Source organism: Sphingomonas sp. Leaf357, assembly GCF_001423845.1.
Classification (GTDB): domain Bacteria; phylum Pseudomonadota; class Alphaproteobacteria; order Sphingomonadales; family Sphingomonadaceae; genus Sphingomonas.
Map to the genome: position 1 here is coordinate 2,042,638 of NZ_LMPM01000001.1, position 26,097 is coordinate 2,068,734.

Below are 26,097 nucleotides of genomic sequence, written 5' to 3' on the forward strand. Positions count from 1 at the left end.
CCAGAGGTGACGATCGGTCCGCCGCCTGAGATCCTTTGGGCTGGCCGCGATCTTGGAGTGCGCGCTGCCAGATCGTCCGCTCTAGGCGAAAAAAGATCGCTCGATCGCAGTCAGGTCCAGCAACCGGCGTCCGGCCTCAATGGCCGGCGGCACCGGGATCGACCGGACCGGCGGGGCCCTCGGGCCGCTTGAGCAAGAATACGAGCGGGATCGTGCAGGCGGTCATGATCATCATCAGCTTGAAATCGTCGAGATAGGCGATCATCGACGCCTGCTGGTTGACGATGCCGTCGGCGATCGCCAGCAGGCCATCGGTACTGCCACCGAACAGCGAACCGACTACCGGATCCGTGGCCGTCAGACCTGGGTCGGGGATATGCGCGCCGAGTACCTCGTGCTGCGTCTGGATGTTCGACCCGAGCAAAGCCGTGACCACCGATATGCCGACCGATCCGCCCATGTTGCGCGACAGGTTGGTGAGGCTCGCGCCCTCCGTACGCTGATGCGAGGGCAAGGTGCCGAACGCCATGATGTTGAGGGGAATGAAGACGAGCCCGAGGCCTACCCCCTGGACGAGCCCCGTGACGATGAAGGGTCTGGCGCTCATCTCGATCGTCCAACCCGTCATTTCCCACAAGGAATAGGTCGCGATCGACAGGCCGACGCCGACCAGGATCCGCGGATCGATGCCGCGCTGGGTGAGCCGCCCGGCCACCCACATGCTCGCCATGATCCCGACACCGCGCGGCACCAGCAGGAGACCGGTGTCCAGCACCGGATAGTTGAACAGGTTCTGCAGCATCGGCGGCAGCAACGCCATCGTCGCGGTCATCAGCAGGCCGATCACCAGCATGAAGCCGATGCCGGTCAGCAGGTTGCGATTGGCGAACAGGCTGCGGTCGAACATCGGGTTCCGGGCGGTGAACATGTGCACGAAGAACATCCACGCCGTGCCCAGCGCGACCATGCCCTCGATCAAGACTTCCCACGAATTGAACCAGTCGTTGGTCTGTCCGCGATCGAGCATCAACTGAAGCGAACTGATCGCGACGGCGAGCATCGAGAAACCGAACAGATCGAATTTCCGGCGGCGCGTTTCGCGCGAGGGCAGCAAGGCCCAGAGCACCGCGAAGCAGGCGACGCCCACCGGCACGTTGACGTAGAAACACCACCGCCAATCGTAATTCTCGGTCAGCCAGCCGCCGATCACCGGCCCCATGATCGGCCCGACCATGACGCCCATGCCCCAGATCGACATCGCGGAGGCCTGTTTGGACTTGGGGTTGATGTCCATCATCACGGTCTGGCTGAGCGGGTTCATGAAGGCCGCGGCAATGCCCTGCAGCACGCGGAAGACGACCATTTCGGGCAGGTTCGTCGCCAACCCGCACAGCATCGAGGCGAGCACGAACCCGACGATCGCATAGAGGAAGAGGTTGCGCGATCCGATCCGGTCCGCAAGCCAGCCGGTCAGCGGGATCGCGACGGCCGAGGCGACGATATAGCTGGTGAGAACCCAGGTGATCGTGTCGGACGTGGCACTGAGCGACGCCGCCATATGCGGCAGCGCCACGTTGGCGATCGTCGAATCCAGGATCTGCATGATCGTCGCCGCCATGACGCCAATCGTCAAAAGCGGGCGATTGCTCGTATGCAGCGCCGCGCGTTCCTCCATCGGCTCGGCGGCTTCGGTCGACGGGGCATCGGCAAGCGGATCGACCCCGCCCTGCGGCGGGTTAGCGCTGGCCATGGTCGCGGACGTCGACCTCGATCTTCGCGCTCAGCCCGGCGATCAGGGGCCGGGGGCTGGCGTCGTCGATCGCGACGCGCACGGGCACCCGCTGCGTGACCTTCACCCAGTTGCCGGTCGCGTTCTGCGCCGGCAGCACCGAGAATTCCGATCCCGTGCCGGCCCCGATCGACTGGACATGGCCCTTCAGCTTCAGCCCGCTATAGGCGTCGAACGACACTTCGGCAGGCTGGCCGACGCGCATCCTGTCGAGATCGGTTTCCTTGAAATTCGCCTCGACCCAGGTCCGGTTGCTGGCGACGATGCTGACCGCGGGCAGGCCCGAGACCATCATCTGCCCGACCTGCAGCCGGGTCGATTGCGTCACCGTGCCGGCGACCGGCGCGTAGGCGGAGGTCCGCTGGAGATCGAGCAGCGCCTTGTCGCGCTGCGCCATCGCGGCCTGCACGGCGGCGGGAACGCCCGAGTTGCCGGTGCCGCTGCCCACCTGCGCGCGCGCCTTCGCGGCGGCTGCATTGGCGGTCGCCAGCCGCGCCTTGCCGGCGGCGACCTGCTGCGCGGCGGCATCGAAGCTGGCGCGCGTCGTGAAGCCCTGCTTCATCAGCGTGGCCTGCCGATCGTAGGTGGCCTGGGCCAAAGCGATATCCGCCTTGGCGCTGGCGATGTCGGCCGCGGCGCCGCCGCTGTCGGTCGCCAGCGTATCGACCTGGACGCGCGCGGTCGCGATCGCCGCATTGGCCTGTTCCAACGCGATCCGGTACGGCGCGGGATCGATGCGGAACAGCAAATCGCCGGCCTTGACCGGCTGGTTCTCGCGCACCGCGACGGCGACGATCCGGCCGCCGACGTCGGACGAGACCGAAACCCGGTCCTGCTGGACATAGGCATTGTCGGTCGAGACGAAACGACCCGCGGTCAGCCAGAAATACGCGGCGATGGCGATGATGATTAACGGAACGCTGACGAGCAGCGCAGTCTTGCGCCATGCACGCGGGGCCTTGACGGGTTGCGGCTCGGCCATCGCGACGCTGGTCGTGCGGTCGATTCTGGGGTCTGCATCAGCCATGCCGGGCCTCTTTGCCTTCCGGAAGATCGTTGAGATTGGTCTGGATCCGCATCAGCGATCCGATGAGGGCCGATTGCTCGGCGTCGCCGATACCGACCAGCGCGTCCTCGAACAGCCCGGCTGCCACGACGTGAAGTTGATCGATCAACGGCCGGGCCTTGTCGGTGATGAAGATGCGCCAGGCACGGCGATCGTTCGGATCGCGGCGACGCTCGACCAGGCCGGCTTCTTCGAGCCGGTCGATCATGCGGCACAGGCTGATCGGTTCGACCTCGAGCAGATCGGCCAAGCCGCCCTGATTGATGCCTTCGACGCGCGAGAGCTTGGTCAAGGTGTGCCATTGCTGCCGCGTCACGCCGATGGCGCGCGCGCGCTCGTCGAACCGCCGCCGCATCAGGCGCGCGACATCGCCGATCAGAAAGCCAAGAGAGTCACTCATTGCCGGCATATAATAAGCATGGTCAGATAATACAATGCTCATGACATGCACGGATGGATTTCACGTCTGCGCCGAACGCTTTCGTGACAAGTTCGTCCCGTTTCGTCCGAAAGGCGTCGCGGCTTTCAATGCGGCGAGAGCGACGGTGGCCGAAGTCTCGTCAGTGCGCGGCGGCGTCATGGACGCCGATGCCGGTCTCCGACCGGAGCCGCTGCTCGGGATATCCCGCTTTGTCGATCGCGGAGCGCGGCGACCGATCAAGCGTGGAGATCAGCCAGATCGCCAGGAACCCCATCGGCACCGAGAACAAGGCGGGCGAACTGTACGGGAAGATTGCGTGGTCGAAGCCGAACACCGCCACCCAGATCACCGGCGACAGCACGGTCAGCGCGAACGCGGCGAACAGGCCGATCGCGCCGCCCCACGCCGCCCCATTGGTCGTGCAGCCCTTCCACAGCAGCGACATCACCAGGACCGGAAAGTTTCCGGACGCGGCGAGCGCGAATGCCAGGCTGACCATGAACGCGACATTCTGTTTCTCGAACACGATGCCCAGGATGATCGCGGAAATGCCGAGCAGCACGGTCGTGATCCGGGATACGCGCAATTCCTTCGCCGGATCGGCATTTCCCTTGCGGATGACGCTGGCATAGACGTCGTGCGAGATCGCCGAGGCGGCGGATAGCGTAAGCCCGGCCACCACCGCCAGGATCGTGGCGAAGGCCACCGCGGAAATGAAGCCCAGAAACAGATTGCCGCCGATCGCATGGGCGAGATGCATCACCGCCATGTTGTTGCCGCCGCGCAGGAGCCCGGCCGCATCGACATAATCGGGATTGAACGAGATCATGACGATCGCGCCGAACCCAAGGATGAACGTCAGCGCATAGAAATATCCGATCCACACCGTCGCCCACATGATCGATTTGCGGGCCTCGCGGGCATCCGGAACGGTGAAGAAGCGCATCAGGATATGGGGCAGGCCGGCCGTTCCCAGCATCAAGGCGAAGCCGAAGGACAGAGCCGAGATCGGATCCTTGATGAAGCCGCCCGGCCCCATGATGGCGCGCCCCTTCGCCGCGGCGTCCGCCGGGGACAGGCCGGTGTCGAGCGCGACCTTCGTCTTCACCGCCACCGCGCGGGCGAACAGCGCATCGAACGAGAAGCCGACATGCGCCATGACCCCGAGGACAAGAAAGGTCGCGCCGCACAACAGCATCACCGCCTTGATGATCTGCACCCAGGACGTGGCCCGCATGCCCCCGAACAGCACATAGACCATCATCAATCCGCCGACCGTGGTGATCGCGTAGAGATAGGGCAGCCCGAACAGCAGCTGGATCAGCTGCCCCGCGCCGACCATCTGCGCGATCAGGTAGAAGGCGACCACGAGCAGCGTGCTGATCGCCGAAAAGCTCCGCACCGGGCCTTGCAGGAAGCGATAGGAGGCGACGTCGGCGAAGGTGAACCGACCGAGGTTGCGCAGTTTTTCCGCGACGAGGAACAGCACGATCGGCCAGCCGACGAGGAAGCCGATCGCATAGATCAGCCCGTCATAGCCATCGTTGAAGATTTGCGAGGTGATGCCGAGGAAGGACGCGGCGGAGCAATAGTCGCCGGCCATCGCCAGTCCGTTCTGGAAGCCGGTGATCCCGCCGCCGGTGTAGAAATCGGATACCGTGCGCGTGCGCCGCGCCGCTGCACCGGTGATCCACAGCGTGATCGCGACGAAGCCGCCGAACATCAGGATCGCGGTCCAGTTCGTCGGTTGGCGCTGCACCGCGCCGGCGATCGCGGCGTTCGCCCCCGTCGCCCAGCCGAGAAGCGACACGAGGATGGCGCTCCGGGCCAGTCGACCGATCACGCTCCGGTCTCCGCGAGCAGCTCCGCAAGGCGCGGATCGTAGACCGTGTTAGCGCGCCGGACATAGACCGCGCAGATGGCGACCGTACCGACCAGCATCGCTGCGCCCAGCACCACCGCGATGCTGATCGTCTCGCCCCAGATCGGCCGGGCCATCAGCGGCTTGTCGAACGCGATCAACGCGATGAAGCTGCTGTACACGATCACCGTGATGGCGGTCAGCGCCCACGAAAAGCGCTGCCGGTCCCGCACCAATGCGGCGTAGCGGGGATCGGCGGCGACCCTGGCTTCAAGCGCGCTCGGCGCGGGGGAGGGTGTCGACATGCCCCATCATCGGACAGGTTCGCGGTCATGGCAACGTTCCATGCCGGTCGGTCGGGCACGGCATGGAGATCCGCGCGCCGCTCGATCGATTCCGGGTATCGTGTCGCTCGTGCGCGACCGTCGTGGGACTTAATGGCCGAGCGCGCGTTGGGTGCGGGGATCACGATGACAGGAAGCGTCCATGGCAACGATTACGGCGATATTCGAAACGCGACGCGATGCCGATCTCGCAGTCGAGCATCTCGTGCAGGAGCACGATATCGAGCGCGGCGATATCGCGCTCGAAAGTGCCACGGCGGAAAATAGCGCGGGCAATGACGCCGGCGGCGCGGATCTGGAGGACGGCAGCGAGGAGGATGCGGCGCTCGAAGGCGGCATCAAGATCACGATCACGCTCGAAGACGAGGACGGTCTGGACGATGTGGGCGACGTCCTTCAGGAATTCGGCGCCAGCGATGTGACGCAGGACTGATCGTCGCGGGCAGGCCGACAGGCTCGCCGAAGGTTTGTCCGAGACGATCACGGAGCGCCACGTATCAGTCGGATCGGCCTCGGAAAGCCGATCCGGCGCGGTCGTCCATGCGCCGCGTCGACGATCCGAAATGATCCGCGACCAGCCGCGCTTCGCAAGCGACGATGTGTGTCGCGCGGTCGCCCAAGTGCCGGAACATTGGTCGTTTAGGATGATTTATACCCACGACGAGCGGGCAGCCCGAGAGGCTGTCGCGCCGCCGCAGGAGTGTATTTGAGGAGACCGATCATGGGCTATGACCGCAATTACCCGACCGCCGGATCGCAAGGCGAATATTTCGGCGCACGCGAACCCTGGGATACCGACCACCAGAGCCACCGTCTGTCCAACGGCAATTATTCGAGCGCGGAAGATTACGCCGCCGCCGGCCAGTATGGCGATTCCGATCGCGGTGGCTATGGCCGCGGCAATTACGGCGCTCGCGAATATGGCAATTCACGGTACGGCCAGCGCGATCAACAGAATGCCGGTCGCGGGTTCCAGAACCGGCAGCGCGGTCCGTCGCAACCCTATTATGGCAGCTATGCGCATGACGGGCACCGTTTCACCGACGAGGAAGGTGGGCGCGATTATTACCGGCCGGAGCGCAATCCCGGCCAGCATCGCGATCGCCAACAAGGGTATGGCCGTCAGCCGCAGGGTTACGATTATGACGATCGCGGCTTCTTCGCCCGCGCCGGGGACGAGGTCCGCTCGTGGTTCGGCGACGACGAGGCCGAACGCCGGCGCGATCTCGATGCGCGGTACGACGAGCGCGCTTATGGTCAGTCCGGCTATGGCCAGTCGGCTTATGGTCGCGACGACGACTATCACCAGTGGCGCAAGGGCCAGATTGACGCGCTCGATCGCGACTATCACGAATATCGCCAGGAAAACCGCACGAAGTTCGAAAACGAGTTCGGATCGTGGCGCACCGAGCGCCAGACGCAGCGCGGATCGCTGTCGCAGGTGCGCGAGCATCAGGAAGTGGTCGGATCGGATGGCGAGCATATCGGCACGGTCGACAAGGTGCGTGGCGATCGCATCCTGCTGACCAAGAGCGATGCCGATGCCGGCGGCCGTCATCACTCGATCCCGTCGCGCTGGATCGACAAGGTCGACGACAAGGTGACGGTGCGCAAGACCGCCGAGGAAGCCAAGGCGCATTGGCGCGACGAAGAGAACAACCAGGCGCTGTTCGGCGACAACACGCCGGGCAACGAGACGGACAATAACGGTCCGCGCGTTCTCAACCGGAGCTTCTCGGGCACCTATTGAGGGCTTGCCCGGTTAGCGTGAAGAGGCTCCCTCCGGCGACGGAGGGGGCCTTTTTATGTTTCGCTCTTCTGTAATCACCCTCACCCTTCGCCGCCTTCGGCGTCTTTTCCCTCTCCCATCGGGAGAGGGAGGGAGGAGCGCAGCGGCGGAAGGGTGAGGGCGATCAGCCTTCACCGGCAACGAGTGGCGCAACACTGCTCTTACGGCCGCTAGCGGTGGAGAGTGGTTCGGGCCTATTGACGCTGCAGGGTGTTCAGCTGCCGTCTGATGATCGCCGCATCTTATTTATGATCACCTGAACGAAGAACAGCATCGACGCTGCAACAAACGTCGGAGCAACGCCCCCTCAGATCGCCCCGCTGAACGTATCGCACTGGCGCGGATCGCCGCTGTCCAGGCCGCGCTTCAGCCACGCCATGCGTTCCGCCGAGGTGCCGTGCGTGAAGCTGTCGGGCACGACGCGGCCCTGCGATTGCTGTTGCAGCGTATCGTCGCCGATCGCATGGGCTGCGGTCATGCCTTCCTCGATATCGCCGGGTTCGAGCCGGTCGCGGTTCTGCGCGGCCCACACGCCGGCATAGCAATCGGCCTGCAGTTCGAGGCGAACCGACAGCGCGTTGCCCTCGGTCCGGCTCGATTGCGCCTGCTGCTGCTGGACCTGCGACGACGTGCCCATCAAGTTCTGGACGTGATGGCCGAACTCGTGCGCGATGACATAATCCTGCGCGAAATCGCCCTTCGCGCCGAAGCGGTTGGCGAGTTCGCCGAAGAAGTTGGTGTCGAGATAGATGCCCTGATCGGTCGGGCAGTAGAACGGCCCCATCGCGCTCTGCGCCGCGCCGCAGCCGGACTGGCCGCCCTGATCGCCGAAGAATACGAGTTTCGGTGCCTTGAATTCGGCGCCGAGCAGTTTCTTCCAGGTATTGTCCGCCGAACTGAAGGCGTTGCAAGCGGATTTGCTTTCCGCGTTGAGGTTGCAGCTGGAGGCCGTGTCGGTGCCCGCCTGACGCTCGCTCGACTGGCCGACCTGCTCGCTCGGTGCCTGCCGTGGGCCGCCGCCGGTGATCGATCCCAGCCCGCCGAACACCGCAAGCCCGATCAGCAAGAGTGCGACCCCGCCACACCCGAACCGGCTGAACACCAACGGCAACAGGCCGAGCAGCATGCCGCCACCGCCACCGCCGAACCCGCCGCCGCCGCTCGCGCCGCGCTGATCCTCGACATTGATATTGGGATCGAAATCGTCGAGCCGCATGGGGATGGCGCCTTGGTTCGTTGTCGTTGCGGTATGAATGCGTGGGGACGGGCCTTGTTGCAAGAGTTCGGACTTTATCCTCGCCGCACGGGAGGTTGATCCCGCCGTTCACCCGGCGCATGGCTGCGGACGATGGCCGATATCGAACCAAAGCCCGCCCGCCGCGCCAAGGCGATGCCGCTCCCCGATTGCGTGGCGCTCGTGCTGCAAGGCGGTGGCGCACTGGGCAGCTATCAGGCGGGCGTGATCGAGGGGCTGGCGGGTAGCGGGATCGAGATCGACTGGGTCGCCGGGATATCGATCGGCGCGGTCAACGCGGCGATCTATGCCGGCAATCCGCCGGAGAAACGTGTCGCGGCGCTCCACGCTTTCTGGGGCAAGGTGACCGGCGCGCTCCCGAGCTTTCCGATCTTCCCCAACGATCATGTGCGCGAGTTCGTGCACGAATGGTCGGCGGGCTTCGTGATGCTGGCGGGCGTGCCGGGATTCTTCGCGCCGCGCATGATCTCGCCGGCCTTCGCCGTGCCGGGGACGCCCGAGGCGCTGAGCTTCTACGATTCCGCACCGTTGAAGGAGACACTGGACGCTTTGGTCGACTGGGATCTGCTCAACAGCGGCGCGGTGCGGCTGTCGGTCGGCGCGGTGGACGTGGAGAGCGGCAATTTCAACTATTTCGACACGACCGAGACGCGCATCGACGCGCGCCACATCATGGCCTCGGGCGCGCTGCCCCCGGGCTTGCCGCCGGTCGAGATCGACGGCCGGCTGTGGTGGGACGGCGGGCTCGTCTCGAACACGCCGTTGACGCACGTGCTGGATCATCAGCAGGGCGATCTGCTGGCGTTCCAGGTCGATCTGTTCTCGGCCTCGGCGGAGCGCCCGCGCACGATCATGGACGTGGCGGCGCGGCAGAAAGAGATCCTGTTCTCCAGCCGCACCCGCCAGATTTCGGATCAGGTGATGCGCATCCGGCAGGACCGCGAGGGCGTACGCAAGGTGCTCGCCAAGCTGCCGCCCGAGATGCGCGACGATCCCGACGTGAAGGCGCTGATCGGCCGGTCGGCGGAGGATGCGGTGAACCTCGTCCAGCTCGTTTACCGCGCCAATGCGTGGGAAGGCGGCAGCCGCGATTTCGAATTCTCGACGCGCACGATGCGCGAGCATTGGCAGGCCGGGATGGACGCGGTGGCCGAGACGATGGCGAACGCGCAACTCGTCGCGGCGAACATCGAGACGGGCAAGAGCGCGGCGTTCGATCTGGTGCCGAAGATTTGATACCCGGACAGGGTTCGCATGAAGGAGAAGACAGCATGTTCCTGAAGGGCAAGAGCGCGATCGTCACCGGATCCACGTCGGGCATCGGCCTGGCCTATGCCAAGGCGTTCGCCGCCGAGGGCGCGAGCGTCGTCATCAACGGCTTCGGCGATGCGAGCGACATCGAGAAGGAACGCGCCGCGCTTGAGGCGACGAGCGGCGCTAGGGCGCTGTACGACGCCGCCGACATGACCAAGCCGGACGAGATCGCCGCGATGGTCGCGCGCTGCCATGCCGAACTCGGCGGGCCGGACATCATCGTCAACAATGCCGGCATCCAGCATGTCGCGCCGATCGAGGACTTCCCCGCCGACAAGTTCGAGGCGATCATGAAGATCAATCTCACCTCGGCCTGGTATCTGATGCAGGCGGCCGTGCCACTGATGAAGGCGGCGAAATGGGGCCGGATCATCTCCACCGCCTCGGCGCATTCGCTCGTCGCCTCGCCCAACAAGTCGGCCTATGTGATGGCCAAGCACGGCATCGCCGGCCTCACCAAGACGATCGCGCTGGAAACCGCGACCTTCGGCATCACGGTCAATTGCATCTCCCCGGGCTATGTCTGGACGCCGTTGGTCGAGGCGCAGATCCCCGATACGATGAAGACGCGCGGGCTGACGCGCGATCAGGTGATTAACGACGTGCTGCTCGCCGCGCAGCCGACCAAGGAATTCGTCACCTCCGAACAGGTCGCCGCGCTGGCGGTCTATCTGTGCGGCGATGCGGCCAAGGCGATCACCGGCGCGAACCTGTCGATGGACGGGGGCTGGACCGCGGCCTGACGGAACGGCTTGTATCGGATAAACCAACAACCTCCGTTCGTTTCGAGCGCAGTCGAGAAACATGGCGCGGCGCGTGGGGCCTGTTTCTCGACTGCGCTCGAAACGAACGGGGATGGATGAAGGTATGCCGCTCTCATATTCCAATCCTTTGGTATCAACGGGTTGGCAAGCGTTCGGCGACATGGTTTGATGGCCGGCCATAACGAGAATTGGTCGCGCATGATTGTCAGAACGGGATTTGGCCTGGCCGCATGCGTGGCACTGGCGGCATGCGGCGGCGGCAACCGCCCGGCGACCGCGTCCAAGCCCGCCGTGGCCGACTGGCGGCAGGTGGCGACCAAGGCGGATCGCGATCGATTGCGCACCTGGCGCGAATCCTGGGTCGCGGCGACGGACAAGGCGCGCGCGGCCGGCAACGGCGCGGCACTGGCGGCGCAGGGCAAGTTGTTCGATCCCGATCATGCGCTGGCCGGAGCGGTGCCCCCGCCCGGGACGTATCGCTGCCGGGTGTTCAAGCTGGGTGCGAAGGGCGTCGGGTCGCGCGATTTCAGCGCCTTCCCGTTCTTCGATTGCCGGGTCGAGGCCGAGGGCGACGTGTCGAGCTTCTACAAGGCCGACGGGTCGCAGCGGCCGGTCGGCCTGGCCTTTCCCGACAGCGATACGCGCGCGGTCTTCCTCGGCACGATGATGATCGGGGACGAGAAGGTCGCGCTGCAATATGGCCGCGATGCCGACCGCGACATGGCGGGAATCCTGCAACGGGTGGACGCCAAGATCTGGCGGATCGCCTTGCCCTCTCCGCGCTTCGAGTCGATGCTGGACGTGGTGGAGATCGTACCCGCCAAATGAGGCCACGCGGACGGGCGGGCAGCGGTGAAAGGGCAGAGCAGGGACGCTGTGAAAGCGAACCGAATTCCCCGCTCAAGCTGAGCCTGGCGAAGCACGTGCGCGTCGAGAGGATAGAAACCGAGCCAACAAAATGCCGTCACCCCGGACTTGATCCGGGGTCCATCATGCCGCGAGCGCGCACTTTCAGATCAAGCCCCATCGGAAGCCGCATGTTGGCCCCCGGATCGAGTGGGCGACGGCGTGGTTGGACGGGCACCCGTCTGCTCCAGACTATCCGGCAGGAACCGTCGGCTTGAACACCGCCGCATTCTCGCGCTTTTCCGGACGGATATAGATCGACGACAGCATCGGTTCCGCCACGCGCAATTCGTCCTCGATCCGCTCGATCAAATTTTCCGCCTCGCCCATCGTCAGCCGATCCTCGAAGTCCGCGCTGATCGCGACGAAGATGCTGTCCGGTGCGGTATGGATCGTGCGCACGTGGTTGACGTGGGTGATCGCTTTCTGTCGATCGACCACCGCGCGGACCTTGGCGACCACCGCCGGGTCCGCGCCTTCGCCGATCAGCAGCCCCTTCGCCTCGCGCGCCAGCAATGCCGCGACCAGCGCCAGGATCACGCCGATCGCGATCGACGCGATCCCGTCGATCCGCGCGTCGGCATATGCGTGGCTGGCCCAGACGCCGACGCCGGCGATGATCAGCCCGGCCAACGCGGCGCTATCCTCGAACAAGATGATGAACCCGGCCGGATCCTTTGATCGGCGCACCGCCTGCCACCAGCCGGTGTTGCCCTTCGACGCGGAGAACTCGCGCATCGCGATGCACCACGACGTGCCCTCCATCGCGAAGGCGACGCCCAGGACGATATAGTTGATCAGCGGATCGCGCAGCGGCTCGGGTTCGAGGATATGGGTATAGCCTTCGTATATCGACACGCCCGCGCCGACCGCGAAGATCAGGATCGCGACGACGAACGACCAGAAATACAGTTCGCGGCCATAGCCGAAGGGGTGCGCCTCGTCGGGCGCCCGCTTGCCGCGGCTCTGGCCGTACAGCAGCAGCACCTGGTTGAGACTGTCGACGACCGAGTGGAAGCCCTCGGTCAGCATCGAGGACGAGCCCGAAATCCCGGCGGCGATGAACTTCGCCACCGCGATCCCGAGATTGGCCGCCAGTGCCGCGAAGATGACGAGGTTCGAGCCGCCCTGTTTTGTCGCCGACATTATCTTGCCCTTGCCCTGATTCATTGCCGGATCGTTGCGGGCTTATGCGGCGAGACAGGTGGCGTCCAGCGAGGTTTGCCCAACTCGGTAGATTATGTTATAACGGACGTATGAACATGCTCTCGCGGATCTTCAAACCGCTGAAACTCATCAAGATCGGCAATTCGGTCGGCGTCGTGCTGTCGAAGGATGTATTGTCCAAGCTTCGCGTTTCGCAGGGCGAGACGCTGTACCTGAGCGAGACTCCCAACGGCTATATGCTGACTGCCACCAACCCCGAATTCGTCGATGCCATGAGCAAGGCCGAGGAAATCATGCGCGAGGATCGCGACATTCTCGCCGTGCTCGCGAAATAGCCCGCGATGGCGGATATTCGCTTCATCGACGTCGACGTGGCGTTTGCGGTGCATGAACGGCAATTGGCCGAACATGGTGGCCTGTCGGGCATCAAGGATAGCGGCTTGCTCGAATCCGCCATGAGCCGCCCGCTGAACAAGCATGCTTATGGCGAAAGCGATCTGTGCGCCTTGGCTGCTTCTTATGGTTTCGGCATCGCACGCAATCATCCGTTCAACGATGGCAACAAGCGTACCGCTTGGGTGATCGCGCGCTTGTTCCTGCGGCTCAACGACGTCGATATCGCGTTCGAAAAAACCGATGCGATCGAAACCGTCCTGGCTCTGGCGTCCGGTGAATTGTCGGAGGATGCATTTGCCGACTGGTTCAGGGCGCGTATCGTCCGATAAGGAAATGCCCGCCGAGACGAACTCGGCGGGCATCCTTTCCTCCCCAGGAAATCGTTACGACGGGCGGCGGGGTGAAGGCTTTACAGCTTCTTCTGTGCCGCCTCGCGTCGCTGGAGATGCAAAGCCATGATAATCGGGCTTTGTGCAGCCCACGCGGATCGAAGCGGAGGTCATCGTGTCGATGGAATGCGACGCGCCTATTGTGGTGTTGTAAAGACATGACAGCCTAGTCCAAGAGGTGAACCGGGTGATCGTGCGCCCGGACACTGGCTTGGGACTTTCGGATCATGGCGGATCGCAAACTCTTTGCCGGGCACGCGGTGCGGCGGTTGCGGCGTCAGGCCGGGCTGACCCAGGCCGCGATGGCCGAGCTGCTGACAATCTCCCCCAGCTACCTGAACCTGGTCGAGAAAAACCAGCGCCCCTTGTCGGCGTCGTTGCTCGTCAAGCTGGCGGAGTCGTTCGATTTCGATCCGCGCGCGCTGGCGGCGGGGGAGCCGGGCGGGGGCGAGGCGGCGATCCGGCGGCGGCTGGCCGATCCGATCTTCGCCGATCTCGAAATCGACCGCAACGAGATCGAGGAATGGCTCGCCGGGGCGCCGGGCGGGGCGGAGGCGTTCGCACGGGCCTACGACCGGGCCGGGGTCGGGGGAGGGGCTGCGGGCGAGGCTGCGAACGATCCGATTGCCGAGGTACGGCGCGAGATCGAGCGCTGGCGCGGGCATTTCGCCGATCTGGATACCATGGCCGAGGCGTTGGCCGACGAATTGCGGCTCGGCGCGGGCGACCTGTACGGCGCGATCGCCGAACGGCTGCGCGTGAAGCATCAACTGACGATCCGCGTGCTGCCGGTCGAGGTGATGCCGGACCTGCTGCGCCGCACCGATCTGCACGCGCGGCAATTGCAGTTGAGCGAGACGCTCGACCCCGCATCGCGCACCTTCGCTGCCGCGTTCCAGCTGGCGCAGATCGAGGCGCGCGCGGAAATCGAGGCGCTGGCCAAGGGTGCGGGGTTCGCGGATCGCGCGGCCGAGCGGCTCTATCGCCGCCATCTGGCGAGCTATTTCGCCGCGGCGGTGATGATGCCCTATGCCCGTTTCCTGCGCGCATGCGAGGCGACCGGCTACGACATCGAACTGCTGCAACGGCGCTTCGGCGCGGGTTTCGAACAGGTCGCGCATCGCTTGACGACGTTGCAGCGCGTCGGCGCGCGCGGCCTGCCGTTCTTCATGGTGCGGATCGATCGCGCGGGGCAGGCATCGAAGCGATTTTCCGGCGCGAGCAACGCGGCGTTGGCCGAGGCCGAGGGGCGCTGCCCGTTATGGCGCGTGCATCACGCCTTCGATCGGCCGGGGGCATTGGCGGTCCAGCTGGTCGAACTGGAAGACGGTGCGCGCTGGCTCACGCTGGCGCGCACGGTGACGCCGCAGGGGCGGCGCTACGGCGCGGTGCCGGCCGAGTTCGCGGTCGGGATCGGCGTGGCGAGCGAGCATGCCGGCACGCTGGCGGCGGCACGCGGAATCGACCTGAAAGGCGAGGCGACGCCGATCGGCCTGGGGTGCCGGGCGTGCCTGCGCAGCGCCTGTCCGCAACGTTCCGTGCCGCCGATCGGTCGCGCGCTGTCGATCAACGATCGCGAGCGCGGCGTGAGTGCCTTCACCTTCGGCGGCGATTGATCAGGCATCTGTTGCGTCGCGCCATCCATAGCTGCAAGCTGGATCGTGAGTCCGCGACAAGGCCGTCGGTTTCGGCTAAACGATTGGCATAGCAGAGAGAAACGCATGACCCGCCGCCCGATCGCCAGTCTGCTCGCCTTGGCCGCCACCGTGTCCGCTTGCGGCGGGGGTGGCGGATCCGGCGGGTCGACCGGCACGGCGACCGGCGCTTCGCCGACACCGACACCGACGCCGACGACAACTGCGGGATGTTCGCTGCGCAATCGGCAGGATTGGGTCGCCGGGCAGATGCGCGAATGGTATCTCTTTCCCGATACGCTGCCCGCGAACCTCGATCCGACGCCCTACACGACCGTCGGCGATTATATCGATGCGCTGACGGCCACGGCGCGGGCGCAGCGCAAGGATCGCTATTTCACCTATCTCACCTCGATCGCCGAGGAGACTGCGTTCTACAATTCCGGGTCCAGCGCCGGGTTCGGCGTGCGCCTCTCGATCGACACGCCGGCGCAGCGCGCATACATTTCGGAAGCGTTCGAGGGTGCGCCGGCCTTGGCGGCGGGAATCGATCGCGGCACCGAGATCCTGGCGATCGGTACCGGCACGAGCGATCTGCGCACGGTCAGCTCGATCATCGCCGCCGGCGGCTCCCCCGCCGTCACCGACGCGCTGGGGCCGAGCACCGCCGGCACCACGCGACTGCTGCGCGTGGTGACCGGTGGCGTCACTCGCGACGTCTCCGTCACCAAGGCGGAGTACAGCCTGACGCCGGTGTCCTCCCGTTATGGCGCGAAGGTGATCGACGATGGCGGACGGAAGGTCGGCTATGTCAATCTGCGCACCTTCATCAGCACCGCCGATCCGGCCTTGCGCGACGCCTTCGCGCAATTCCGTGCGCAGGGCGTCACCAACGTGATCGTCGACCTGCGCTATAATGGCGGCGGCCTGATCTCGATCGCGGAATTGATGGGCGACCTGCTCGGCGCCAACCGGTCGACGTCCGACGTGTTCGATTACGTCACCTATCGCAGCGAGAAATCCGCCAACAACACGACGCGGACCTTCTCACCGCAGCCGCAATCGATCGCGCCGATGAAGGTCGCGTTCATCGGCACCGGCGGCAGCGCCTCGGCCAGCGAACTCGTGATCGCGGCGATGATCCCCTACCTCCACGCGAACGGCGCGCTGATCGGCACGAACACCTTCGGTAAGCCGGTGGGGCAGATCGCGCGGGACAATACCGCCTGCGACGACCGGCTGCGCGTCATCGCTTTCTCGCTGCAGAATGCCGCGCGACAGGGCGAATATTATGATGGTCTGGTCGGCACGGTGGAGGCGAGCTGCCAGGCGCCCGACGATCTGAGCAGACCGATGGGCGATGCGCAGGAGGGCTCGACCCGCCAGGCGCTCGACTTCCTCGCCGGACGAAGTTGCACACCGATTTCCTCGTCAGCCCAATCGGCCCAGGCGCTGAATGCGACCACGCAGCGCAAGCTCGAACTGCTGTCGCCCGATCGGCCGAGCACGGTTCAGCGCGAGGTGCCCGGCGCGTTTTGAATACATAGCTCTAGTGTAAATCATTTACACCGTAACAGGGTTGACGCCCTCGGTCTGCACAAGAACACCCCGTGCTACCGCCATGACTGCTGGAGCGTCGTGTAAATCTGTCGCATTCAGCCTGCATCTACACAGCAGGAATCGAGCCATGACCTACCAGACCCATATCGCGCAGACGACGGACCTGATCCGCAGCTATAACGGCACCTGGGACGGAATCGATGCCGAGGCGGTCGCCCGCATGCGCCTGCAGAACCGCTTCCAGACCGGGCTCGATATCGCGCGCTACACCGCGGCGATCATGCGCAAGGACATGGCGGCTTATGATCTCGATCCCGCCAATTACACCCAGTCGCTGGGCTGCTGGCACGGGTTCATCGGCCAGCAGAAGATGATCAGCATCAAGAAGCATTTCGGCACCACCGATCGCCGTTACCTGTATCTGTCGGGCTGGATGGTCGCCGCTTTGCGCAGCGAGTTCGGCCCGCTGCCGGACCAGTCGATGCACGAGAAGACCAGCGTTCCGGCGCTGATCGAGGAACTCTACACCTTCCTGCGCCAGGCCGATGCGCGCGAACTGGGCATGATGTTCCGCGATCTCGATCATGCCCGCGACGGCGGCAACGAGATCGAGGCGGCGCGCCTGCTCAACGCGATCGAGAACCACCAGACGCACGTCGTGCCGATCATCGCCGATATCGACGCTGGCTTCGGCAATGCCGAGGCGACGTACCTGCTCGCCCGGAAGATGATCGAGGCCGGTGCCTGCGCGCTGCAGATCGAGAATCAGGTGTCCGACGAGAAGCAGTGCGGCCATCAGGACGGCAAGGTTACCGTGCCGCACGAGGACTTCCTCGCAAAGGTCCGCGCCTGCCGCTACGCTTTCCTGGAACTCGGCGTCGAGGACGGCATCATCGTCACGCGCACGGATTCGCTGGGCGCCGGCCTGACCAAGCAGATTGCGGTCAGCACCACCCCGGGCGATCTCGGCGATCAATATAACAGCTATCTCGATTGCGAGGAGATCGATCCCGCCACCGCAAAGAATGGCGACTTGATCCTCAATCGCGACGGCAAGTTGCTGCGCCCGAAGCGTCTGCCGTCGAACCTGTTCCAGTTCCGTGAAGGCACCGGCGCCGACCGCTGCGTGATGGATTGCATCGCCTCGCTTCAGAACGGTGCCGACCTGCTGTGGATCGAGACCGAGAAGCCGCATATCGAGCAGATCGCCGGCATGGTCGATCGCATTCGCGAGGTCGTGCCCAACGCGAAGCTGGTCTACAACAACAGCCCGAGCTTCAACTGGACGCTCAACTTCCGCCAGCAAGTCTATGATGCGTGGGCGGAAGCGGGCAAGGACGTCTCGGCCTTCGATCGCGCGCGGCTGATGTCGGTCGATTATGACGGCACCGAACTGGCCGACGAGGCCGACGAGCGCATCCGCACCTTCCAGAAGGATGCGGCGGCGCGGGCCGGCATCTTCCATCACCTGATCACGCTGCCGACCTATCACACCGCGGCACTGTCGACCGACAATCTGGCCAAGGAATATTTCGGCGACCAGGGCATGCTCGGCTACGTCAAGGGCGTGCAGCGCAAGGAGATCCGCGAGGGCATCGCCTGCGTGAAGCACCAGAACATGTCGGGCTCCGATCTGGGCGACGATCATAAGGAGTATTTCGCGGGCGAAGCGGCATTGAAGGCCGGCGGCGCGCACAACACGATGAACCAGTTCGCGGCGTGATGCGCACAGATGCAGCGTAGCTGCACCTGAGACGCACACGCCGGGCCGGCGGCGGCCCTTCGGGGTCGCCGTCCGACGACGCGGCCTTGCCGCGGCGCCCCGCAAGACACGCAGCGGCCAGAACCGCGCGCCATCCTTGGGAGAGGATGCGAAAGCCCGGAGCGAAAGCCCCGGGCTTTTTGCGTCGGTCCAGCCCGGCGGCAACGCCCCCCCGCCCGATAAGATTATATTAACTATCATTCGTATCAGTCTGACACAGCGTGAAAATTGTAAGAAATACACCGCGCCCGCCGCGATGGCATCCGTTACAGCGCGATCAACTCTTCGGAAGCGACGGAAATGCCGAACACGGCATCCGTCGATCGAGGAATTGCAAAAGGGGATTATGATGAACACGATCAAGACGCTGCTCGCGACCACGTTCGCCGCGACCATCACGCTCGCCGCCGCACCGGCGATGGCCGCCGACTATCTGCCGGTCGGCCCACAGACCAATGTGGCGCTGTCCACCGTCACGGGCGGCGGCTGGTCGCTGTGCTATTCGGCGAGCATGGGCAGTGCCATCGGCAACAGCGCGGCGGCGGCGATCTCGAACTGCACCGGCGATCGCCTGATGCTCGCGGGCCGGGTGACGGGCAGCGACACCTTGCTCGCTCTGGCGCAGGCTCCGCGCGCCGATGTGCTGTTCGATACCGGCGCGGCCAATAACGGCGTGTTCCATCTGGCGAACGGCACCAACTGGTTCAACGCCGACAATTGGTCGTGGGGCTTTGTCGGCGCTGGCCAGAGCCTGACCAAATATCAGTGCGGTATCGGCCCGGCGAACGGCAGCATGTGCATCCATACGGTCAACGGCGCGGGCGGCTATTCGATCAACGGCATGTATACCAGCACCGGATATGACAAATTGGTGTTCCAGTTCGTCTCCGGCGCGGTGCCCGAGCCGGCGACCTGGGGCATGATGATCCTCGGCTTCGGCGTCGTCGGGGCGGCGATGCGTCGGCGTGCCAAGGTGTCGCGCGTGGCGTTCGCGATCTGAAGGTCGCGCTGCCCTTCGCCCGAACGGCGGCGGGCAGGACCGCCCTCAGACCAGCAACTTCATGCTCGTAACGCCGAGCGGCTTGGCCAGCAGCTTCGCCAGCGCCGGCCCCGCGGCCTTCATCGCCGGGGCCTGGAAATGCGCCTCGATCGCGGCCTTGTCCCGCCACACCTCGTAGGTGAGGAAGCGGCCCGGCACGGCGACATCCTCGTGCAGGTGATACGAGATGCAGCCGGCCTCCTTCGGCGCGCGCCGCGCGAATGCGATGAGCGCGGCGCGCACGGTCGCGTCCTTGCCCGGTTTCGCGATCAGTTCGGCGATGACATAGACGGTGCCGTCCACCGTCTGCGCCACGCTCGCCCAGGGAAAGACGGCGGCGACGGCGGCGAGCGACAGGATCGTACGACGGCTCGTGTCCGGCTGGTCGGTGTCCATTTCGGTCATCCTCTCTTTTATCCGATGCGCAACGGAGCATGCCGTCCGCGCGCTGGCAAGCCGGCCTGGAGAGGGGGTGCCAGGCGGGCCTTTCGAAAAAAGCGCCGAAGATCATAATCCGCTGTCCTACACACGGCCGACAATGGCACCGTGACGTCATGCGCATGCTTGCCTCAGATCCTTGCCGGCTGGCGTTTGGCCACGCCGCACCGAAAGGCCGAAACCGCGTGACCTTGTGTGAACTTCGGCGATCCGCCGGATAGCAATCCTATCTTCCCCACACGCACGGTTCTGCTATCGCGCGCGGCGACACTGAATACGGGAATACGATCATGGGCTATAGAATCGTCGTCGCGGGCGCGACCGGCAATGTCGGGCGCGAGATGCTCAACATCCTGGCGGAGCGGGAATTCCCGGCCGACGAGATCGCGGTCGTCGCCTCCTCGCGCAGCCAGGGTCTGTCGGTCGATTACGGCGACACGGGCAAGCAGTTCAAGGTCCAGAATATCGAGCATTTCGACTGGAACGGCTGGGATATGGCGCTGTTCGCGATCGGATCCGAGGCGACCGCCAAATACGCGCCGATCGCGGCGGCGGCGGGCTGCACGGTGATCGACAATTCGTCGCTCTACCGCATGGACCCGGACGTGCCCCTGATCGTGCCCGAGGTGAACCCGGAGGCGATCGACGGCTACAAAGCGCGCAACATCATCGCCAATCCGAACTGCTCGACCGCGCAGATGGTCGTCGCGCTGAAGCCGCTGCATGATTTCGCCAGGATCAAGCGCGTCGTCGTCTCGACCTATCAGTCGGTCTCGGGCGCGGGCAAGCAGGGCATGGACGAGCTGTTCGAACAGAGCCGCAACATCTTCGTCGGCGACAGCGCCGAGCCCAAGAAGTTTACCAAGCAGATCGCCTTCAACGTGATCCCGCACATCGACAGCTTCCTGGACGACGGATCGACCAAGGAAGAATGGAAGATGGTGGTCGAGACCAAGAAGATCCTCGACGCCAAGATCAAGGTGACCGCGACGTGCGTGCGCGTGCCGGTGTTCGTCGGCCATTCGGAGGCGATCAACATCGAATTCGAGAAGGAAATCTCGGCGCAACAGGCGCAGGATATCCTGCGCGAGGCACCGGGTATCATGCTCTACGACAAGCGCGAGGATGGCGGGTACATCACGCCGATCGAATGCGTCGGCGAATTCGCGACCTTCATCAGCCGCGTGCGCGAGGATTCGACGATCGAGAACGGGCTCAACCTGTGGTGCGTATCGGACAATCTGCGCAAGGGCGCGGCGCTGAACGCGGTGCAGATCGCCGAACTGCTCGGCCGGCGGCACCTGCAGAAGGCGGCGTGATCTGATCGGCGCGTATCGCCGCCGCTGGCAGGAGGTTCCGCTCCCCCAGCGGCGGATGATCCGCGCGCTGGCGGTGGCGGTGCTGCTGGCGAACCTGTGGCAGCCCTTCCCGGAGATCGCGCCGCTACAGCATATCCCGACGCTTGCGCTGCTGCTCGCGTCGCCATGGCTGCTGCGGCGCTGGCCGCTGTCGAACGGGGCGGTCGCGGCGATCGCCGGCTTCTTCGCGCTGCACACGCTGGCCGGGCGCTACACCTATTCGAACGTGCCCTATGACGATTGGGCGCTGGCTCTGACCGGCCATTCGATCGATGCGGCGATGGGCTGGACGCGCAATGATTTCGATCGGCTGGTGCATCTGGCGTTCGGTTTGCTCGCGGTGCCCCCGGTGGCGGAGGCGATGCGACGTTATGCCGGCGTTGGCCCGAGACTGGCTCTGTGGATCGCCTTCCTGTTCGTCTGCGGCGTCAGCGCGCTGTACGAAATCTTCGAATGGCTGCTCACCCTCGTCCTCGCCCCCGATATGGCCGACGACTATAACGGCCAGCAGGGTGACATCTGGGACGCGCAGAAGGACATGGCGGTCGCCATCTTCGGGGCGTGCGTGTCGATCGGATGGCTGGGCACGCGGAGGCGGATTGAGTGATTGATAGCATGATGCTATCATTCCGATATGGGACAGGTGCTGATCCGCAATCTCGATGATGCGCTGCTGGACGATTACCGGCGCGTGGCAAAGGAGCATGGGCGGTCGCTCGAAGCGGAATTGCGGGACGGACTCCTTCGTGCTCGGCCCAAGCGGCGTTTGTCCAAGGAAGAACTGATTGCGCTTTTACGTGAGGTGCAGGCCATGACTCCGCCGGGCGTCACGCAGAGCGACAGTACCGCGATCATCCGCGAGATGCGCGACAAGGGATATGGGTTTTCGGATTGACGGGGATCGTTCTCGACGCGAGCGTTGCGGTTAAGCTGGTCAGTCGTGAGGCTGGCAGCGAGGCCGCATTAGGCCGTGTCGCCGATGCAACCGAGATCGTCGCACCAGACTGGATGGCGCTCGAAACGGCACATGCGCTCTGGAAGAAAGTCAAGGCCGGGGAGCTCGATCGGAAGGCGGCCGACGCAGGTGTCGACGCGTTGGCGAAGATCGTCGATCGAACCTATCCTGCAAGCTTGCTGATGTCCGCGGCGCTCGCATTGTCATACGATCTTCGGCACCCGATTTACGACTGTCTGTATCTGGCGCTGGCGCAGGTCGAACAGGTCAGGGTGCTGACTGCTGATAAAAGATTTGTGGAGAACGCCAGCCAAGGCGGTTTTGCCGACTATGTCGAGTTCCTGAAGGATGAGGGGCCATGACCATCACCGGCGGATGCCATTGCGGCGCATGCCGCTACACGCTGGCGCTGGGGGCGCTGCCCAAGGCCTATGCCTGCCACTGCCGCACCTGCCAGACCTGGTCGGGCAGCGCGTTTTCGGAACAGGTGCTGGTGATGGAAAGCGCGATCGCCGTCACCGGCCCGGTCGTGGACTATGTGTTCCAGTCGCCGAGCGGCTCGCAGTCGCATCAGCGCATGTGCGGCGTGTGTCATGTCCGGCTGTACAACACCAATACGATGCGCGCCGGCATCGCCGTGGTTCGTGCCGGCTCGCTCGATCGCAGCGACGAACTGGACGTGCCGTTGCACATCTGGGTCAAGCGTAAACAGCCCTGGGTGCGATTGCCCGAAGGCGCGGAATCTTATGAGGAAGCCGCGCCGCCCGAGGCGATCGTGCGGCTGTTTTCGCGCTGAAATATATAGCATGTCGAGGAGCGTGCCATGACCGAGATGACCGGCGGCTGCCAGTGCGGCCGCATCCGCTATCGCGCCGAGGTGGACAGCGACGACGCCTATCTCTGCCATTGCCGCATGTGTCAGCGCGCCACCGGCGGCGTATCGATCGCGTTCCGCAGCATGAAGCGCGCCGATCTCCAGTGGGACCGCGAGCCGGATCGGTACCGATCGTCGCCGATCGCCGAGCGCGGTTTCTGCTCCGCATGCGGCACGCCGCTGACGTTCGAATTTCTCGAGGGCAGCGACCATCTCGACCTGACGGTCGGCAGTTTCGACGCGCCGTATCGCTTCAAGCCGACGCACCATTTCTCGCCGGAAACCTGGCACGAGGACTGGCTCGACACGCGCGGCCTGCCTGCTACGCGGGTCGATGAAAATCCCTCCACTCGTGACCGCTGGATCAAAGCCGTTGGCAAACTCCCCGATTGAACCGCAATATTTCGACAGCTTCGATGGCGCGCGCATCGCGTGGCGCGAACTGGGCCCGAAGTCGGGAGGGGGGCGTCCGGTCGTCCTGATTCACGGCTATTTCTCCAACGCCCAGACCAACTGGATCCGCTACGGTCATGCCGCGGCGGTGGCGGAGAGGGGCTTTCGCGTGATCATGCCGGACCTGCGCGGGCACGGCGACAGCGCCCGCCCGCATGATGCGGCGAGCTATCCGCCGGACGTGCTGATGCGCGATAACATGGCGTTGATCGACCATCTTGGCCTCACCGATTACGATCTCGGCGGATATTCGCTCGGCGCGCGCACCACGGTGCGGATGCTTGCCAACGGCGTCGCGCCGAAGCGCGTCGTTCTGTCCGGCATGGGGCTGCGCGGGCTGACCGACACCGAAGGGCGGGGCAGCTATTTCCGCCGCATCCTGACCAATCTTGGCAGCTTCGAACGCGGCACGCCGGAATGGCTGACCGAGGCGTTCCTGAAGACGACGAATGGCGATCCCGAGGCGCTGGTACGCGTGCTCGACACGTTCGTCGATACGCCCGAGGCGCAGATTGCCGCGATCCGGCAGCCGGTACTGGTCGTTTCGGGCGAGGAGGATGAGGATAACGGCCCGGCGCCGGAATTGGCCGATCTGCTGCCGCATGGCCAGTATCGCGCCGTACCGGGCGGGCATATGAGCGCCGTGGTGAAGCCCGAATTGGGCCGGGAGATCGCCGACTTCCTCGCCGCTTGACCGAGCGACGGCGGAGGGACACTCTGCGGATATCTCCAATTTCCCAAGGGACATACATGATCCGCACCGGCATTTCGATCGTGGCACTGTCGTTGGCGCTGGCCGCGGTTCCGGCGTTCGCCCAGAGCGCACCCACCGCAGCGGCGGCCGACGCCTTCGTCGCGCAGTCCGAGAAGACGCTCTACGATTTCTCGATCCAGTCGAGCCAGGTGAACTGGGTCAACGCGACCTACATCACCGACGATACCGACGCGATGGCCGCGCGCATCAATGCGGAAGGCACCGAACTCTCGGTCAAGCTCGCGCTGGAGGCGGCGAAGTACGACAAGGTCGCCGGCCTCGCGCCCGACACGCGGCGCAAGCTCGATCTGCTGCGTGGCGGCATCACCTTGCCCGCGCCGACCACCCCCGGCGCGGCGACCGAACTCTCCACGCTGGTGACGAAGATGTCGTCCTCCTACGGCAAGGGCAAAGGTACGCTCGACGGCAAGCCGATCAACGGCAGCGATATCGAGGCGGCGATGGGCACCGAGCGCGATCCGGCCAAGCTGAAGGAGATGTGGGTCAGCTGGCACGACAATGTCGGCGCACCGATGCGGGCCGATTACGCCAAGACGGTTGAGATCGCCAATAAGGGCACGGCCGAACTCGGCTACAAGGATGTCGGGTCGATGTGGCGATCGGGCTACGACATGAGCCCGGAGGACTTCGCCAAGCTGACCGACAAGCTCTGGATCGAGGTCGAGCCGCTCTACAAATCGCTCCACACCTATGTCCGCTGGAAGCTCAACGAGAAATATGGCGACGCGGTGCAGCCCAAGACCGGGCCGATCCGCAGCGACCTGCTCGGCAACATGTGGGCGCAGGAATGGGGCAATATCTATGACATCGTCGCACCGAAGGGCGCGGGCGATCTCGGCTTCGACACCACCGATCTGCTCAAGGCGAAGGGCTATGATCCGCTGAAGATGGTGAAGACCGGCGAGGGGTTCTATTCCTCGCTCGGCTTCGCACCCTTGCCGACGACGTTCTGGGAACGGTCGCAGATCACCAAGCCGGCCGATCGCGAGGTGATCTGCCACGCCTCGGCCTGGGATCTCGACAACAAGAACGACGTCCGCATCAAGATGTGCACGAAGGTGAACGGCGACGATTTCGTCACGATCCACCACGAACTCGGCCACAATTATTACCAGCGCGCCTATCAGAAGCAGCCGATGCTGTACCTGAACGGCGCGAACGACGGCTTCCACGAGGCGATCGGCGATTTCGTCGCGCTGTCGATCACGCCTGACTATCTCGTGCAGATCGGCCTGCTCGACAAGGCGAAGGTGCCGAGCGCGGACAAGGATATCGGCCTGCTCCTGCGTCAGGCGATGGACAAGGTGGCGTTCCTGCCGTTTGGGCTGTTGATCGACAAATGGCGCTGGGGCGTGTTTTCGGGCGAGATCCCGGCGACCGGATACGAGAAGGGCTGGAACGATCTGCGCCTGAAGTATCAGGGTATCGCCCCGCCGGTCGCACGCGACGAGACGAAGTTCGATCCGGGTGCCAAATATCACGTGCCGGCCAGCGTGCCGTACACGCGCTACTTTCTCGCACGCCTGTTGCAGTTCCAATTCTATCAGGCGGCCTGCAAGCAGGCGGGCTGGAAGGGCCCGCTGCATCGCTGCTCGTTCTACGGCAACAAGGCGGTCGGCGAGAAGCTGAACGCGATGCTGGAAATGGGGCAGTCCAAACCCTGGCCGGACGCCCTGCAGGCGTTCACCGGCAGCCGGGAAATGTCCGGCAAGGCGATGGTGGCATATTTCGCGCCGCTGAAGGCATGGCTCGACCAGCAGAATAAAGGGAAACCCACGGGATGGTGAT

Annotated in this window: 27 protein-coding genes; 19 read left to right on the plus strand and 8 right to left on the minus strand. The window is 64.7% G+C overall.

The window, feature by feature from the left end:
• Positions 1-136: 136 nt before the first annotated feature.
• The 5 genes from ASG11_RS09575 to ASG11_RS09595 all read right to left on the minus strand — a co-directional run bounded on the left by ASG11_RS09575 (position 137) and on the right by ASG11_RS09595 (position 5,442).
• Positions 137-1,750, minus strand: a complete 1,614-nt coding sequence (locus ASG11_RS09575) for a DHA2 family efflux MFS transporter permease subunit (RefSeq protein WP_055778261.1) — start codon at positions 1,748-1,750, stop codon at positions 137-139.
• Positions 1,737-2,816: an HlyD family secretion protein gene (locus tag ASG11_RS09580; RefSeq protein WP_055778264.1), complete on the minus strand. Its 1,080-nt coding sequence runs from the start codon at positions 2,814-2,816 to the stop codon at positions 1,737-1,739. Before ASG11_RS09580 ends, ASG11_RS09575 begins: the two co-directional genes overlap by 14 nt.
• Positions 2,809-3,255: a MarR family winged helix-turn-helix transcriptional regulator gene (locus ASG11_RS09585; RefSeq protein ID WP_055778267.1), complete on the minus strand. Its 447-nt coding sequence runs from the start codon at positions 3,253-3,255 to the stop codon at positions 2,809-2,811. The genes ASG11_RS09580 and ASG11_RS09585 overlap by 8 nt, the downstream gene beginning before the upstream one ends.
• 160 nt (positions 3,256-3,415) lie before the next feature.
• A complete protein-coding gene (locus ASG11_RS09590; protein WP_082472690.1) occupies positions 3,416-5,119 on the minus strand; it encodes a cation acetate symporter in 1,704 nt (567 codons plus the stop codon).
• On the minus strand, positions 5,116-5,442 hold the full coding sequence (locus ASG11_RS09595) for a DUF485 domain-containing protein (RefSeq protein WP_082472691.1): 327 nt from the start codon (positions 5,440-5,442) through the stop codon (positions 5,116-5,118). The genes ASG11_RS09590 and ASG11_RS09595 overlap by 4 nt, the downstream gene beginning before the upstream one ends.
• 181 nt (positions 5,443-5,623) lie before the next feature.
• Between ASG11_RS09595 and ASG11_RS09600 the strand changes: the two genes are divergently transcribed.
• Positions 5,624-5,914: a hypothetical protein gene (locus ASG11_RS09600; protein WP_055778274.1), complete on the plus strand. Its 291-nt coding sequence runs from the start codon at positions 5,624-5,626 to the stop codon at positions 5,912-5,914.
• Positions 5,915-6,202: 288 nt separating this feature from the next.
• Positions 6,203-7,231 (plus strand): DUF2171 domain-containing protein, encoded by a 1,029-nt coding sequence (locus ASG11_RS09605; protein WP_055778276.1) that lies wholly within the window; start codon positions 6,203-6,205, stop codon positions 7,229-7,231.
• A 346-nt stretch (positions 7,232-7,577) separates the two neighbouring features.
• Here ASG11_RS09605 and ypfJ read toward each other — a convergent pair whose 3' ends face one another.
• Entirely contained in the window at positions 7,578-8,486 is a 909-nt protein-coding gene (gene ypfJ / locus ASG11_RS09610) for a KPN_02809 family neutral zinc metallopeptidase (protein WP_055778279.1), read from the minus strand.
• Between the two features lie 132 nt (positions 8,487-8,618).
• Here ypfJ and ASG11_RS09615 point away from each other — a divergent pair, with 132 nt between their 5' ends.
• The 3 genes from ASG11_RS09615 (at position 8,619) to ASG11_RS09625 (ending at position 11,431) form a co-directional block, all read left to right on the plus strand.
• Positions 8,619-9,761 carry a patatin-like phospholipase family protein gene (locus tag ASG11_RS09615; RefSeq protein WP_055778280.1) on the plus strand — a complete coding sequence of 381 codons (1,143 nt, stop codon included), beginning with the start codon at positions 8,619-8,621 and terminating at the stop codon, positions 9,759-9,761.
• A gap of 35 nt (positions 9,762-9,796) precedes the next feature.
• The gene (locus tag ASG11_RS09620; RefSeq protein ID WP_055778282.1) at positions 9,797-10,582 is read left to right on the plus strand and encodes a 3-hydroxybutyrate dehydrogenase; all 786 of its coding nucleotides are present in this window, start codon (positions 9,797-9,799) and stop codon (positions 10,580-10,582) included.
• A 219-nt stretch (positions 10,583-10,801) separates the two neighbouring features.
• Complete coding sequence (locus ASG11_RS09625) at positions 10,802-11,431, plus strand: DUF4893 domain-containing protein (protein ID WP_082472810.1); 630 nt, start codon at positions 10,802-10,804, stop codon at positions 11,429-11,431.
• A 270-nt stretch (positions 11,432-11,701) separates the two neighbouring features.
• On the opposite strand, the gene ASG11_RS09630 is transcribed toward ASG11_RS09625, so the two are convergent.
• A complete protein-coding gene (locus tag ASG11_RS09630) occupies positions 11,702-12,655 on the minus strand; it encodes a cation diffusion facilitator family transporter (RefSeq protein ID WP_055780649.1) in 954 nt (317 codons plus the stop codon).
• Positions 12,656-12,765: 110 nt separating this feature from the next.
• On the opposite strand from ASG11_RS09630, the gene ASG11_RS09635 reads away from it, so the two are divergent.
• The 6 genes from ASG11_RS09635 to ASG11_RS09660 all read left to right on the plus strand — a co-directional run bounded on the left by ASG11_RS09635 (position 12,766) and on the right by ASG11_RS09660 (position 19,417).
• A complete protein-coding gene (locus tag ASG11_RS09635) occupies positions 12,766-13,011 on the plus strand; it encodes an AbrB/MazE/SpoVT family DNA-binding domain-containing protein (protein ID WP_330218896.1) in 246 nt (81 codons plus the stop codon).
• A 6-nt stretch (positions 13,012-13,017) separates the two neighbouring features.
• Positions 13,018-13,401 (plus strand): type II toxin-antitoxin system death-on-curing family toxin, encoded by a 384-nt coding sequence (locus tag ASG11_RS09640; protein ID WP_055778286.1) that lies wholly within the window; start codon positions 13,018-13,020, stop codon positions 13,399-13,401.
• A 287-nt stretch (positions 13,402-13,688) separates the two neighbouring features.
• Positions 13,689-15,077, plus strand: a complete 1,389-nt coding sequence (locus ASG11_RS09645; protein WP_055778287.1) for a helix-turn-helix domain-containing protein — start codon at positions 13,689-13,691, stop codon at positions 15,075-15,077.
• Positions 15,078-15,182: 105 nt separating this feature from the next.
• A complete protein-coding gene (locus ASG11_RS09650) occupies positions 15,183-16,634 on the plus strand; it encodes a S41 family peptidase (protein ID WP_082472692.1) in 1,452 nt (483 codons plus the stop codon).
• Between the two features lie 148 nt (positions 16,635-16,782).
• Entirely contained in the window at positions 16,783-18,378 is a 1,596-nt protein-coding gene (locus tag ASG11_RS09655; protein WP_055778292.1) for an isocitrate lyase, read from the plus strand.
• A gap of 388 nt (positions 18,379-18,766) precedes the next feature.
• Positions 18,767-19,417 carry a PEPxxWA-CTERM sorting domain-containing protein gene (locus ASG11_RS09660; RefSeq protein WP_236697445.1) on the plus strand — a complete coding sequence of 217 codons (651 nt, stop codon included), beginning with the start codon at positions 18,767-18,769 and terminating at the stop codon, positions 19,415-19,417.
• A 45-nt stretch (positions 19,418-19,462) separates the two neighbouring features.
• Here the strand turns inward: ASG11_RS09660 and ASG11_RS09665 are convergent, their stop codons facing one another.
• Positions 19,463-19,861 (minus strand): putative quinol monooxygenase, encoded by a 399-nt coding sequence (locus ASG11_RS09665; RefSeq protein WP_055778297.1) that lies wholly within the window; start codon positions 19,859-19,861, stop codon positions 19,463-19,465.
• A 323-nt stretch (positions 19,862-20,184) separates the two neighbouring features.
• Here ASG11_RS09665 and ASG11_RS09670 point away from each other — a divergent pair, with 323 nt between their 5' ends.
• The 8 genes from ASG11_RS09670 to ASG11_RS09705 are packed head-to-tail and all read left to right on the plus strand — an operon-like array spanning position 20,185 to position 26,096.
• The gene (locus ASG11_RS09670; RefSeq protein WP_055778301.1) at positions 20,185-21,213 is read left to right on the plus strand and encodes an aspartate-semialdehyde dehydrogenase; all 1,029 of its coding nucleotides are present in this window, start codon (positions 20,185-20,187) and stop codon (positions 21,211-21,213) included.
• 55 nt (positions 21,214-21,268) lie between these two features.
• A complete protein-coding gene (locus ASG11_RS09675; RefSeq protein ID WP_055778303.1) occupies positions 21,269-21,859 on the plus strand; it encodes a DUF2238 domain-containing protein in 591 nt (196 codons plus the stop codon).
• Positions 21,860-21,886: 27 nt separating this feature from the next.
• On the plus strand, positions 21,887-22,147 hold the full coding sequence (locus tag ASG11_RS09680; protein WP_055778306.1) for a FitA-like ribbon-helix-helix domain-containing protein: 261 nt from the start codon (positions 21,887-21,889) through the stop codon (positions 22,145-22,147).
• Complete coding sequence (locus ASG11_RS09685) at positions 22,144-22,569, plus strand: type II toxin-antitoxin system VapC family toxin (protein WP_055778309.1); 426 nt, start codon at positions 22,144-22,146, stop codon at positions 22,567-22,569. The genes ASG11_RS09680 and ASG11_RS09685 overlap by 4 nt, the downstream gene beginning before the upstream one ends.
• Positions 22,566-23,003: a GFA family protein gene (locus ASG11_RS09690; RefSeq protein WP_055778312.1), complete on the plus strand. Its 438-nt coding sequence runs from the start codon at positions 22,566-22,568 to the stop codon at positions 23,001-23,003. The genes ASG11_RS09685 and ASG11_RS09690 overlap by 4 nt, the downstream gene beginning before the upstream one ends.
• Before the next feature lie 36 nt (positions 23,004-23,039).
• Complete coding sequence (locus ASG11_RS09695) at positions 23,040-23,474, plus strand: GFA family protein (protein ID WP_443024480.1); 435 nt, start codon at positions 23,040-23,042, stop codon at positions 23,472-23,474.
• A complete protein-coding gene (locus ASG11_RS09700; protein WP_055778320.1) occupies positions 23,455-24,228 on the plus strand; it encodes an alpha/beta fold hydrolase in 774 nt (257 codons plus the stop codon). The genes ASG11_RS09695 and ASG11_RS09700 overlap by 20 nt, the downstream gene beginning before the upstream one ends.
• A 56-nt stretch (positions 24,229-24,284) precedes the next feature.
• On the plus strand, positions 24,285-26,096 hold the full coding sequence (locus ASG11_RS09705; RefSeq protein WP_055778322.1) for a M2 family metallopeptidase: 1,812 nt from the start codon (positions 24,285-24,287) through the stop codon (positions 26,094-26,096).
• Position 26,097 lies beyond the last annotated feature (1 nt).

What these genes read in the sequence shown, in the direction of transcription:
- ASG11_RS09650 (WP_082472692.1), top strand. Translation starts at nt 15,183, where the DNA reads ATGACCCGCCGCCCGATCGCCAGTCTGCTCGCCTTGGCCGCCACCGTG.
- ASG11_RS09675 (WP_055778303.1), top strand. Translation starts at nt 21,269, where the DNA reads ATGATCCGCGCGCTGGCGGTGGCGGTGCTGCTGGCGAACCTGTGGCAG.
- ASG11_RS09620 (WP_055778282.1), top strand. Translation starts at nt 9,797, where the DNA reads ATGTTCCTGAAGGGCAAGAGCGCGATCGTCACCGGATCCACGTCGGGC.
- ASG11_RS09575 (WP_055778261.1), bottom strand. Translation starts at nt 1,750, where the DNA reads ATGGCCAGCGCTAACCCGCCGCAGGGCGGGGTCGATCCGCTTGCCGAT.
- ASG11_RS09670 (WP_055778301.1), top strand. Translation starts at nt 20,185, where the DNA reads ATGGGCTATAGAATCGTCGTCGCGGGCGCGACCGGCAATGTCGGGCGC.
- ASG11_RS09635 (WP_330218896.1), top strand. Translation starts at nt 12,766, where the DNA reads ATGAACATGCTCTCGCGGATCTTCAAACCGCTGAAACTCATCAAGATC.
- ASG11_RS09695 (WP_443024480.1), top strand. Translation starts at nt 23,040, where the DNA reads ATGACCGGCGGCTGCCAGTGCGGCCGCATCCGCTATCGCGCCGAGGTG.
- ASG11_RS09665 (WP_055778297.1), bottom strand. Translation starts at nt 19,861, where the DNA reads ATGACCGAAATGGACACCGACCAGCCGGACACGAGCCGTCGTACGATC.
- ASG11_RS09595 (WP_082472691.1), bottom strand. Translation starts at nt 5,442, where the DNA reads ATGTCGACACCCTCCCCCGCGCCGAGCGCGCTTGAAGCCAGGGTCGCC.
- ASG11_RS09580 (WP_055778264.1), bottom strand. Translation starts at nt 2,816, where the DNA reads ATGGCTGATGCAGACCCCAGAATCGACCGCACGACCAGCGTCGCGATG.
- ASG11_RS09690 (WP_055778312.1), top strand. Translation starts at nt 22,566, where the DNA reads ATGACCATCACCGGCGGATGCCATTGCGGCGCATGCCGCTACACGCTG.
- ASG11_RS09615 (WP_055778280.1), top strand. Translation starts at nt 8,619, where the DNA reads ATGGCCGATATCGAACCAAAGCCCGCCCGCCGCGCCAAGGCGATGCCG.
- ASG11_RS09585 (WP_055778267.1), bottom strand. Translation starts at nt 3,255, where the DNA reads ATGAGTGACTCTCTTGGCTTTCTGATCGGCGATGTCGCGCGCCTGATG.
- ASG11_RS09605 (WP_055778276.1), top strand. Translation starts at nt 6,203, where the DNA reads ATGGGCTATGACCGCAATTACCCGACCGCCGGATCGCAAGGCGAATAT.
- ASG11_RS09640 (WP_055778286.1), top strand. Translation starts at nt 13,018, where the DNA reads ATGGCGGATATTCGCTTCATCGACGTCGACGTGGCGTTTGCGGTGCAT.
- ASG11_RS09645 (WP_055778287.1), top strand. Translation starts at nt 13,689, where the DNA reads ATGGCGGATCGCAAACTCTTTGCCGGGCACGCGGTGCGGCGGTTGCGG.
- ASG11_RS09680 (WP_055778306.1), top strand. Translation starts at nt 21,887, where the DNA reads ATGGGACAGGTGCTGATCCGCAATCTCGATGATGCGCTGCTGGACGAT.
- ASG11_RS09600 (WP_055778274.1), top strand. Translation starts at nt 5,624, where the DNA reads ATGGCAACGATTACGGCGATATTCGAAACGCGACGCGATGCCGATCTC.
- ASG11_RS09655 (WP_055778292.1), top strand. Translation starts at nt 16,783, where the DNA reads ATGACCTACCAGACCCATATCGCGCAGACGACGGACCTGATCCGCAGC.
- ASG11_RS09705 (WP_055778322.1), top strand. Translation starts at nt 24,285, where the DNA reads ATGATCCGCACCGGCATTTCGATCGTGGCACTGTCGTTGGCGCTGGCC.
- ypfJ (WP_055778279.1), bottom strand. Translation starts at nt 8,486, where the DNA reads ATGCGGCTCGACGATTTCGATCCCAATATCAATGTCGAGGATCAGCGC.
- ASG11_RS09630 (WP_055780649.1), bottom strand. Translation starts at nt 12,655, where the DNA reads ATGTCGGCGACAAAACAGGGCGGCTCGAACCTCGTCATCTTCGCGGCA.
- ASG11_RS09660 (WP_236697445.1), top strand. Translation starts at nt 18,767, where the DNA reads ATGAACACGATCAAGACGCTGCTCGCGACCACGTTCGCCGCGACCATC.
- ASG11_RS09625 (WP_082472810.1), top strand. Translation starts at nt 10,802, where the DNA reads ATGATTGTCAGAACGGGATTTGGCCTGGCCGCATGCGTGGCACTGGCG.